The sequence below is a fragment of the Waterburya sp. genome, assembly GCF_058530065.1.
The window spans coordinates 1-10,491 of sequence record NZ_JBZNBU010000169.1; the positions used below are offsets into that span (position 1 = coordinate 1).

At 38.3% G+C, this 10,491-nt stretch carries 10 protein-coding genes and 1 tRNA gene; 10 read left to right on the plus strand and 1 reads right to left on the minus strand.

Annotated elements, in window-relative coordinates; translation table 11 throughout:
• From AC33VI_RS10725 to sodN, 10 genes are all read left to right on the plus strand, one after another.
• Window positions 1–581 (plus strand): RuBisCO large subunit C-terminal-like domain-containing protein (locus tag AC33VI_RS10725; RefSeq protein WP_491782255.1); only part of this gene is annotated, 581 nt, incomplete at its 5' end.
• A gap of 126 nt (window positions 582–707) precedes the next feature.
• On the plus strand, window positions 708–1,100 hold the full coding sequence (locus AC33VI_RS10730) for a chaperonin family protein RbcX (protein WP_491782256.1): 393 nt from the start codon (window positions 708–710) through the stop codon (window positions 1,098–1,100).
• A gap of 25 nt (window positions 1,101–1,125) precedes the next feature.
• Window positions 1,126–1,461 (plus strand): ribulose bisphosphate carboxylase small subunit, encoded by a 336-nt coding sequence (locus AC33VI_RS10735; RefSeq protein ID WP_491782257.1) that lies wholly within the window; start codon window positions 1,126–1,128, stop codon window positions 1,459–1,461.
• Window positions 1,462–1,738: 277 nt separating this feature from the next.
• Window positions 1,739–2,818, plus strand: coding sequence for an acyltransferase family protein (locus AC33VI_RS10740; protein ID WP_491782258.1), 1,080 nt, complete (start codon window positions 1,739–1,741; stop codon window positions 2,816–2,818).
• Between the two features lie 208 nt (window positions 2,819–3,026).
• Window positions 3,027–5,555 (plus strand): sigma 54-interacting transcriptional regulator, encoded by a 2,529-nt coding sequence (locus tag AC33VI_RS10745; protein ID WP_491782259.1) that lies wholly within the window; start codon window positions 3,027–3,029, stop codon window positions 5,553–5,555.
• Window positions 5,556–6,037: 482 nt separating this feature from the next.
• A complete protein-coding gene (locus AC33VI_RS10750; RefSeq protein WP_491782260.1) occupies window positions 6,038–6,892 on the plus strand; it encodes a DUF2267 domain-containing protein in 855 nt (284 codons plus the stop codon).
• A 72-nt stretch (window positions 6,893–6,964) separates the two neighbouring features.
• Window positions 6,965–7,207 carry a hypothetical protein gene (locus AC33VI_RS10755; RefSeq protein WP_491782261.1) on the plus strand — a complete coding sequence of 81 codons (243 nt, stop codon included), beginning with the start codon at window positions 6,965–6,967 and terminating at the stop codon, window positions 7,205–7,207.
• A gap of 438 nt (window positions 7,208–7,645) precedes the next feature.
• Window positions 7,646–7,734 (plus strand) — tRNA-Ser (locus AC33VI_RS10760).
• A 119-nt stretch (window positions 7,735–7,853) separates the two neighbouring features.
• A complete protein-coding gene (locus AC33VI_RS10765) occupies window positions 7,854–9,173 on the plus strand; it encodes an ABC transporter substrate-binding protein (protein WP_491782262.1) in 1,320 nt (439 codons plus the stop codon).
• Between the two features lie 277 nt (window positions 9,174–9,450).
• A complete protein-coding gene (gene sodN / locus AC33VI_RS10770) occupies window positions 9,451–9,927 on the plus strand; it encodes a superoxide dismutase, Ni (RefSeq protein WP_491782263.1) in 477 nt (158 codons plus the stop codon).
• A 283-nt stretch (window positions 9,928–10,210) separates the two neighbouring features.
• Here sodN and AC33VI_RS10775 read toward each other — a convergent pair whose 3' ends face one another.
• Entirely contained in the window at window positions 10,211–10,354 is a 144-nt protein-coding gene (locus AC33VI_RS10775) for a hypothetical protein (protein ID WP_491782264.1), read from the minus strand.
• Window positions 10,355–10,491 lie beyond the last annotated feature (137 nt).

Sequence of the window (10,491 nt, forward strand, 5' to 3'; positions counted from 1 at the left end):
ACTGTCGTGATAATGGTTTATTACTCCACATCCACCGTGCAATGCACGCAGTAATTGACCGCCAAAGAAATCATGGTATCCACTTCCGCGTTTTAGCAAAATGTCTGCGGATGTCTGGTGGCGACCACTTACACTCTGGTACTGTTGTGGGTAAACTTGAAGGTGAAAGAGACATTACTTTAGGTTTTGTTGACCAAATGCGTGAAGACTACGTCGAAGAAGACCGTTCTCGCGGTAACTTCTTTACTCAAGACTGGGCTTCTATGCCTGGCACCATGCCCGTCGCTTCTGGTGGTATCCACGTATGGCATATGCCCGCCCTAGTTGAAATCTTTGGCGATGACTCCTGTCTACAGTTTGGTGGTGGTACTTTAGGACACCCTTGGGGTAACGCTCCTGGTGCGACTGCAAACCGCGTAGCTCTAGAAGCTTGCGTTCAAGCTCGTAACGAAGGACGCAGCTTGGCTCGTGAAGGTAACGATGTTATTCGCGAAGCTTGTCGTTGGAGTCCCGAACTTGCAGCAGCTTGCGAACTTTGGAAAGAAATCAAGTTTGAGTTCGATGCAGTAGACACTCTCTAAGATTAAGAGAATCTCTAGATTTAGAGAATAGTTATTAGCGAACAGCAAGTAGTTGTTTCTGAGATTACAAATGAGGAACAAAATAAACCAAGTTTAACAATCTCAGAATAACTACAATCGAACTCAATGCAGCCAAAAGATATTGCCAAAGATACGGCGAGTATTATTCAAAACTATCTAACTTATAAAGCAGTGATGCTGATTATCGATCAGCTTGCTGAGACTAATCCAGGTGAAGCCATTTGGCTCAGGCGATATTCTTCTGGAGGTAAACTTCGCGATGCGGAAACTTACTTAGAAGAAATTATGTCAGAGCCGAGAGGGAAAGAGTTAGCCATGCGTATTATGACAGTAAGAAATGATATTGCAGAACAAACTTTAGAATTTTTACCCGAACTAGTTACTTCTAAAATCAAGCAAGATAATTTGAGTCACCGTCGCACTCTTTTGGAACGTCTTACGCGATCGCAATCACCAACAGCGGAATCGCACTCACAAACTGAAGAATCTTCTGACTAATAAAAAATATACGGAAAGATAAACTATGAAAACTTTACCTAAAGAGCGTCGTTACGAAACCCTTTCTTATTTACCTCCTTTAACCGATCAACAAATTGCCAAGCAGATAGATTTCATGATCGACCAAGGTTATATTCCTGGTGTTGAATTCGAGAAAGATCCTACCCCCGAACTTCACCACTGGACTCTATGGAAGTTACCTTTGTTTGACGCTCGTAGCTCTCAAGATGTATTAAACGAAGTTCGTGAATGTCGTTCTGAATACTCTGATTGCTATATTCGTGTTGTTGGATTCGACAACATCAAACAGTGTCAAACTGTAAGTTTCATTGTTTACAAACCCAACCAAAATCGTTACTAAACCCCTACAAGATAGTAACTGGGCTTAGTTACCATTCGGATTGGAGATATTGTTGCTCAATATCTTAAGATAAATTAAAACATTTTCAGAGATGAATTCTAGATTTTGTTCTAGCTTCATCTCTTTTTTAGTGGAAAATTTATGAATAATTAATTTTAATAGCTATAGTATTGAAGGTTTATTTTTTATTTGCTAACTTTGTTAGACTCTTTAACCGTTTCTATTTGAAGCGCGTTACCAGTAGTACAAGTAGTACAGTTCGAGAGGTCTAGTATAAATGGCTAATAGCTTCATTACATCTTCTCCTCAGAAAAAGTTTTTAAATTCTATTGACTATTTTCGAGGGATTGCTATTATTATCATCGTTGCTGCTCATTCCTATGGCATAGCTAATTGGAATGTTTATCGAGATCCTAGTTTATTTGAAAGATTTTTTTATGCTTTAAACTTGAATGGCAGTGTTTTTTTTATGTTTATTTCTGGGTTTCTCTACAATCATATTTTTTATCCCAGATTTGATTATAAAAAATTCATGTTGAAGAAAACTAAATATGTTTTAGTGCCATATTTAGTTTGCTCGATAATTCCGATCGCTCATGCAGTATTTGTCGATCCCAATCCTAAATTTTTACTCGATAGTTTGCAAGATCGACCTTTGCTAGCGATCTTATGGTATTTGGTTACGGGGAGAGCAGTATACGCTTATTGGTATATACCAACTATATTTTTGATGTTTACTATTTCCCCTTTAATTAATGCTCTGATTAAATCTAAATATTTGGGTTATGTAGCATTGGCATTAATTCCTATTTCTATGATAATTCATCGACCGCTGCATAATATGAATCCTATTCATTCTTTAATTTATTTTTTGCCAGTTTATTTGTTAGGAATTTATAGTTCGATTAATCAAAAGAAAATCTATAATTTTTTGAAAAGTAACCGAGTTAAAATAGCAATTATTTTTTTAGCAATTATTTTAGGTTTAATTCAAATATTAATCTTTAAGCTTCATGGCAATTTTAGTAAAGGTTGGTGGTTGATAACAGTACCAGATGTTAATTTTTTACAGAAAATTTTACTTTGTTTTTTGATGATGTCTTTTCTAGATAACTATGAAGATAGTAATATCACAGTTCTGAGAAAAACTGCCGAAACTAGTTTTGCCATTTATTTTATTCACCCTTTTTTGCTCAATCCGATGACTCGATTAGTTAGAAGTATGGGTTTAGGAATTCAAGGTAATGTATTTACTCTAATTGTGGCTACGTTTTTGGTCGTAACGGTAGCAATGGCGATCGCTCGTTTATTGAAACTAATATTGAAGCGCAACAGTCGATACATTATAGGATGGTAGGGTAGTAGGTCAGAGGTCAGGTAGGGACTCCGATGAGCGTTCCCTTGCGCCTGTCCTAAAGGATACCGCTCCGCATATCGGCGGCGCGGGGTCTCATCGTTTCATGAAACGTCCGTACAGAGGTCAGAGGTAGTGGTTACTCATTATTCATTACTTCCCCCAGTCTCCCCGTCTCCCCGTCTCCCCGTCCCCAATCTTCAATTATTAAATGAATATTGATAATCTAGTTGATTTTCTACGACATAATACTTGTTTGGGTAATTTATCCTTGGAAGTCTTACAAGCGATCGCATCTTTATTATCGTCAAAAACCATAGCAGCAGATCGAGTTATTGTTAGGGAAGGGGAAGAGGCAGATGGCTTGTATATTGTTCGGTCGGGAAAATTAAGTAGCGAGAGCAAATTACAATCTTTATCTAGTAGTTTGTTACCTGGAACGATCCTAAATTTATTTGCTTTATTATTGGATAGAAAAGCACAATATACTGTTAAGACAATTGTTGAAACTCAAGTCTTTTTTATAGACAGCAATAGCTTTAATACTTTACTAAAAAGCTATCCCGAAATTACTAAATCATTCGCCAAAAAACTGGCAGCAGAAGCCAAAGAATTATCAGAAAAACTAGCTCTAGAACAAGAAAGACAAGTAATCTTAAGACCTTATTTAGTTAGTAAAGCTAAACGAGGAGTAATTGGTAGAAGTCGCTATGCAGCAAGATTGCGATCGCAAATCAAACAGGCAGCAGAAACCAGAGAATCGGTATTATTATTTGGCGAACCAGGATTGGAAAAGGATAACTTAGCAGCTTTAATTCATTTTGGCTCGGCAGATCGGAGAGAACCAATTATTAAAGTAAATTGTAGTAAATTACAGACCAGTGGTGCGGAATTATTTGGACGTAGTAGCGGTAAACCTGGATTGATTGAAAGCTTAGAACGAGGTACTTTAGTCTTAAATAATATTCATTTATTACCTCAAGAATTAATCGAACCAGTTGCCAACTTAATTAAAAATAATCGATATAGTTCCGTTTCTCGTCCTGGAGATAATTTACCAATTGAAAAAACTTCCCAAGCAAGAATTATTTTAATTTCCGAGCAAATTGTTCCTGTAATTGATGCTGTAGTTAAAAACTTAATTAAAATTCCTCCTTTAAGAGTTAGAAAATCAGATTTAGAGGAACAAATCAATTATTATCTAAATCTGATTGGACGGAATAAATGCTTGCAAAAAACCCAGATTACCCCCGAAGCAATTAGAAATCTCCAAGCCTATGACTTTCCTAATAATTTAAGAGAACTAGAAAGTATTATCGAACGAGCTTTAACGCAATTACAGAGTTGTGACGACATTACTGAAGAAATTGTCTGGCAGTCTCAAAGTAAAAAGAAACAATATCGTCTAAATTTACTTAATAAATATCCCCAACTGCGCTATTTTCTCCGTAGTAAATGGTTTCCCGATCGCCTTAATTATGGATTTACTTTTGCTTTTTTTGCCTTCATAGTTTTAGTTCTATTTATTGCGCCTCAAACCAGAGAATCTAACTTTGCCCTCAACTTATTTTGGGATTGGTGGTGGATGGGAGTTCTAATTTCTTTTCCCTTTGTAGGTCGCTTATGGTGTGCTGTATGTCCCTTTATGATTTATGGAGAAATAACCCAAAAACTATCTTTAATTCTGTTTCCCCGACAGCTTAAAAAATGGCCGCGTAATTCTGCGGAAAAATGGGGGGGTTGGTTTTTGTTTGGTTTGTTTGCCTTAATTCTTTTATGGGAAGAATTATGGAATTTAGAAAATACTGCCTATCTTTCTGCTTGCTTGCTATTACTAATTACCGCAGGGGCTATGATCTTCTCTGTTATTTTTGAGCGTCGTTTTTGGTGTCGCTATTTATGTCCTATTGGGGGAATGAATGGTTTATTTGCCAAACTTTCCATGACCGAATTACGGGCGCAACAAGGGACTTGTTCGGCAGAATGTACTACCTATCAATGTTATAAAGGCGGTGTAGCTAAAGGAGAAGGACAAGAAACTGATGGCTGTCCTCTTTATTCCCATCCCGCCCAACTAAACGATAACCGCGATTGCGTGCTGTGCATGACTTGTTTAAAAGCTTGTCCCCATCGATCTGTAGAATTCAATTTGCGCCCTCCTGGTATCGAATTGTGGACGACTCACACTCCCCGCAGTTATGAAGTGGCTTTACTATTCTTGCTGTTAAATGTGGTCTTTCTCCATCGTCTACCAGAAATATCTAATAAGTTAGGTTGGAATTTCGATTTAGATTCCTTTAACAGCCATGCCATAATTTCCACTATTGTCCTCAGCCTACCTATAGTTATACCTTTCTTAGCTCAACTGGCGATCGCCCTAATTGCTAAACTAGACCGCAAGTATAAACCCCGCACCTTTATCGAATTAGCCTATGGCTATCTACCTTTAGTCCTCGCTGGTAACTTGGCACATTATATTCGTTTAGGTTTGGGAGAAGGAGGCAAAATACTCCCCGTTACTATGGCTACCTTTGGTTTAGATGGTGCAAATCTCCCCATCCTAGTCGCCCATCCTGCGGTAATTGCTTTTTTACAAGGTACTACTTTAATGGCAGGTATTCTATTCTCAATCCTACTAACTCAAAAAATCGCCCGCCAACCCATTAAATATCTCCTCCCCCAACATCTAGCTACCGTCGCTTTAGCTATAGGAATGTGGCAAGTTATTGTTAGTAGTTAGTAGTTAGGGGCGGTTCGCGAAATGGTCAGACCTCGCGTACCACAAGGGCATAATATCGCCGTCAGAGGTCAGACCCCGCGCCGCCGTCAGGCGCAAGGGAACGCTGACCTAGCAAGGGAATGCTGACCAGCAGCCCGTACAGTAGTAAGTTGTTAGTAGTACCCCTGTCAAGGGGATCGTTTGTACTAAAAAAGTTAGTTAAAGCAATCGCGATTGATGGCATCTTAAAAGAAACAAGATAACTAAAAATTTCGTTTCATGATTATCCCTCTTTTGTCAGTCTGAGAAAAGAGGGATGAATAATTTATCAATAAACTTATTTAATAAAATCAAGCTACAGATATAAATGAAACATTTTTCATTTTCAACTCAAGTTACTTAAATATCTATCAAAAGTTATATTTTAATATTCTCCTTAAAGTAGATGTGCTGCCCATTTGTTTTTTATTAGAATCAAAGTTGTCGATAAATAATTTAATATTATGACTATTCCTCTAAGAGATGATGTGATGTACATCTTGCTTGAAAAAATTAATCAACATAACGAGAAAGGTATGCACTCGATAGACTTTAAAGCTACTGATTTTACTGGTAGAAATTTAACCATTGCTGATTTTTTAGGACATCTAGATTACCTAAACCAAAAGCAATATATTAATGCAGATTTTTCGGGTAATGCTTATGCAAATCAAGAAGATGTACCCGATTTGATTAATGAAGAAGAAATCGATTTTCGCGTAGCCAACACTTTTGGTGCGCCCGATGGACCTTTGCCTCATCTAATTAAATTCAAAAAAGCAGAATTAACCGAAAAAGGTAATAAAATGCTAGAGCGCATGAAACAAAACCCTCCTCAAGCTTTAGAAGAAGGTGCTTCAACTCCTGCGATTGATACCTATACTCCATTTTTAGAAAAGGTAGCTCTAAGAGCGGAATTGCCCGATATCTTTGATGCGAGAGACTTGACTACGATTGTTTATCGTACCATGCGGGATTTAATGACTACAGAAGCATCTAAAGATGTAGCGTCTGAATTAGAGGTGGAAGCAGAAGAAGGTGCAAATAATAAAAGATTGCAAGAGGAAGTAGCCGATCTGTGGCGCGATGACAATCCTCTAGTAGCTTGGTTGAGCGATATTCGTCCGCCCTTAAAATTTGATGCAGATACTTTTATTTTTCGCATCGAAAAAGAAGGAGGAGTACCTAGAGGTACGAATGGAGAAAAAGTCATTAATGCAGTCTTTTCTGCTACTAAAGATGAATTATCCAATAACCGAGTTCAAGAAATTGCTCAATTCCTACCTGGTCAAATTAAAGATATGTGGCTAGCAGCATAATTACTCGTTGTTGAGAGATACTTTCTAGGACGTTAGATGAAACGTCCTATTTTTATTTTAGGAGAATTATAAATGTTGCAAGGAATAGATTTAATCAACTGTGCTAAAGCTAATGCCAAACAAGGTACTGCCATTGCCGCACAACAATCTGGCTATGGTGACAATATTAGTTTGTTTAGAGAAAACTTAAACAAAGCTTGTCAACAAATTGGTGTTGAGATCGAAGAATTAGAGGACTTAATTACCGACCAACAAATAGCTAAAGAAAATCGTAATGTTAAGGAAGTTTATCCCGATACAGCCTCCGAATTATAGTGCTATAAAGAAACCAAAAAGCATAAACTCTCTCAATAACCAGCAATCGCGGAAAAAATATTCAATATAACCTGAGTTCGGGATCAAAGAATTGCTCGAAGAGAATAGTCTTTACTGAGGTTAAATATAATGATTAAAGCAATAATTTTCGACCTTGACGGTATTTTAGTTGATTTGATCGACCGCCATACAAAAGCTTGGGTAAAAGCTTTTGCCTTAAGTTTGATTCGATAGCAAAATGTCTAACTGGCTAGATTCTCTATCGAGATAGCGATCGCTAAATGTAAATCAAAACTAAATTAACTAGTTGTAATAATTTCTTTAAACCCCACTATAAAAAGCTTCAATACTTGGTTATTTTGTCATACATTCTTGATATTCAAACATTTTTTTTTTTCGAGGAAATAAATATGTTATATTAAGAGACCGATACGGTAAGGAGAGGTGGCTGAGCGGTTGAAAGCGGCTCCCTGCTAAGGAGTTATGGGGTGTAAACTTCATCGGGGGTTCGAATCCCCCCCTCTCCGTATAAAAGCAAAGTTATGGCGAAAGATAAGAAAAGTTTTCTTTGTGATTATTTAACGGATATTTGAGGATATTTCTAGTACAATTCCGATCTAATTATAGTAGAACTGGGATTGTCAATATGAGAAATTTCAATTTAGCTCGTCCTTTAGCTGCTAGAGTCTTAATGGCTTTAGCTTGTTTTAGTGGCTCTATATTATTAGCTTCTTGCCAAGGAAACTCTACTAATACTGGGGGAAATCAAACTGATGCTGGTGGCTCTGGGGGAGGAAATGGTCTTAAATTAGGTACTTTAGCTCCAACTACGGGAGACTTGTCTTCTATCGGACAAAATTGGCCTGCTGCGGTGCAATTAGCAGTAGATACGATCAATGCTTGTGGTGGGGTTAATGACGCGCAAGTCAGTCTCACTGTAGAAGACAGTCAAACAGATCCTAGTGCGGGTAGTGCTGCTATGACTAAACTAGCAGAAGTAGATCGGGTAGCAGGAGTTGTGGGTGCATTTGCTAGTAGTGTTTCGGGTGCAGCAGTAGATGTGGCAGTGCGCAATAAAGTGATGATGGTTTCTCCTGGTAGTACTAGTCCTGTATTTACCGAACGAGCGCAAAACGACGAATTTAATGGCTATTGGGCTCGTACTGCCCCCCCAGATACTTACCAATCCAGAGCCTTGGCAGCTTTGGCACAAAAACAAGGATTTACCAACGTTTCCACCGTTGCGATTAACAACGATTATGGGGTGGGATTTGAACAGCAATTTGTCGAAGCGTTTAAAAATAGTGGAGGTACTATTGTGGGCAAGCCCACCCGTCACGATCCTAAAGCAGCTACCCTCGATAGTGAAGCCAAGCAAGCTTTTGGAAGTAAACCCGATGCTGTAGCAGCAGTATTATATGCAGAGACTGGTAGTGTCTTATTAAAATCTGCCTTTGAACAGGGTTTAACTGATGGGGTAACCGTATTATTAACTGATGGAGTTTATTCCGATGATTTTGTCCGTCAGGTAGGCAAAACAGCCGATGGTAAATCGATTATTGCAGGAGCTTTAGGCACTGTACCAGGAGCAAACGGCGCAGCATTAGAAGAGTTTACTGCCTTATGGAATGAACAAGTGAAAAAAGAATTGACTGCCTATGTACCTCATAATTGGGATGCCGCAGTTTTAATGATGTTGGCAGCAGAAGCCAGCGATGCTAACACGGGAGAAGGTATTAAGAGCAAAATTTTAGAAGTAGCTAATGCTCCTGGTACGGAAGTTACCGATGCTTGTCAGGCAATGGAATTAATCCGCCAGGGGGAAGATATCAATTTCCAAGGAGCAAGCGGAAACGTAGATATAGATGAAAATGGCGATGTTGTGGGCAGTTACGATGTATGGCAAGTAGGAGAAGATGGTACTCTCAGCGTGATTGACACAGTCGATCCTGTAGGTGGCGAATAAGCTAACTAATTTTTGAGGATTTCTCAGACAAGCTAAAGATTTGCCAGCTTGCAAACTGTCCCTAAATCACACTAAGCTAAACAGAGATGGGAGTTAAAGATATATATCATCGCGTTTTGTATCTTTAAGATAGCGAAAGCGATCGCTCCCAATCTCAGATTATTACTGTTTTGAGTAATTGTAAACGCGATCGGCTAGAAAGCATTGATAAGTCTTCTAGACTTACTCCGCAAAAGCGAACGCGCATTAATAGCAAATTAACACTATAAATTAAGTTATGACACTGAAACAAGTTATTGCCCAGGTCAAAAATTTATTTCCTGCACCTGAAGTTCACGCTCATTGTGATGGTCCTTGTGGCGTATACGATCCAGCCTCTGCTCGTATTACTGCGGAAGCTGTAGTTTCTATGACCAAAAAAATTGTAGCTCTTGAAGCTCCTGCTGCGGGCGATGCTGCTGCTAACGTTGCTTATCAAAATACTCTTTCTCGCTACATAGCAATTAAAGAAGAACAAGCTCAAAAAACAAAAGAAGACTTATTGATTCTGTGGACAGACTACTTTAAGCCCGTTCACTTAGAACAATATCCCGATCTTCACGATACTTTTTGGAAAGCTGCTAAACTCTGTTCTGCTTGTAAAGTAGAAGTAAGCGAGCAACACGCTAACGAATTAATGGAAGCAGTGGAAAAAATCCACAATATGTTTTGGGCTACTAAAGGACGCGACGTTAATTTTGTCAAAGCTAGCTAGTTCATAGAGGGCTTTGCTCTAGCTATTGGCTGCTAACAGGTTACCCTGAAGGTTACTGTTTCCCACAACGTTGTGTGTCTTTCTCGATTCTTACTATAGAGTTCTTGTTAATCTATATATAGTGTTAAAAATAGATTAAATACACTATATATAGTAATTGACTAAATATAAATCGGTTTAACTTGTCACAGATGGCTATTAGCTGTTAGCCATTGGTGACAAGTTAAGGTCAAGAGCCAGTTATCAGACCAAATCCTGTTTTTATAACTATTTCACCACAAGTCTAATAGATAGCTTCACTTTTAATAACTAACATTTTATTTGCCCCTGGTTGAAATTCGTAGGGTACTTTGACTATTTCAGTAGAGTACCCTAATTTATGACAATGCTCGATAACTGGGTCTAAATGGGGAGAAGTTTGTTGCATTAACGGGACTTAAACAAAAATTAAGCCCAAACAAAGCCTAAGCTAGCTTTATAAGCGGTGAATACGTCACAATTTTGGTTAAGCCATTGCACAAAACGAAAAGACATAGCTGTACGAAATGCCTCTAATGCTTCAGG

What these genes read in the sequence shown, in the direction of transcription:
- AC33VI_RS10750 (WP_491782260.1), top strand. Translation starts at nt 6,038, where the DNA reads ATGACTATTCCTCTAAGAGATGATGTGATGTACATCTTGCTTGAAAAA.
- AC33VI_RS10745 (WP_491782259.1), top strand. Translation starts at nt 3,027, where the DNA reads ATGAATATTGATAATCTAGTTGATTTTCTACGACATAATACTTGTTTG.
- sodN (WP_491782263.1), top strand. Translation starts at nt 9,451, where the DNA reads ATGACACTGAAACAAGTTATTGCCCAGGTCAAAAATTTATTTCCTGCA.
- AC33VI_RS10730 (WP_491782256.1), top strand. Translation starts at nt 708, where the DNA reads ATGCAGCCAAAAGATATTGCCAAAGATACGGCGAGTATTATTCAAAAC.
- AC33VI_RS10765 (WP_491782262.1), top strand. Translation starts at nt 7,854, where the DNA reads ATGAGAAATTTCAATTTAGCTCGTCCTTTAGCTGCTAGAGTCTTAATG.
- AC33VI_RS10755 (WP_491782261.1), top strand. Translation starts at nt 6,965, where the DNA reads ATGTTGCAAGGAATAGATTTAATCAACTGTGCTAAAGCTAATGCCAAA.
- AC33VI_RS10740 (WP_491782258.1), top strand. Translation starts at nt 1,739, where the DNA reads ATGGCTAATAGCTTCATTACATCTTCTCCTCAGAAAAAGTTTTTAAAT.
- AC33VI_RS10775 (WP_491782264.1), bottom strand. Translation starts at nt 10,354, where the DNA reads ATGCAACAAACTTCTCCCCATTTAGACCCAGTTATCGAGCATTGTCAT.
- AC33VI_RS10735 (WP_491782257.1), top strand. Translation starts at nt 1,126, where the DNA reads ATGAAAACTTTACCTAAAGAGCGTCGTTACGAAACCCTTTCTTATTTA.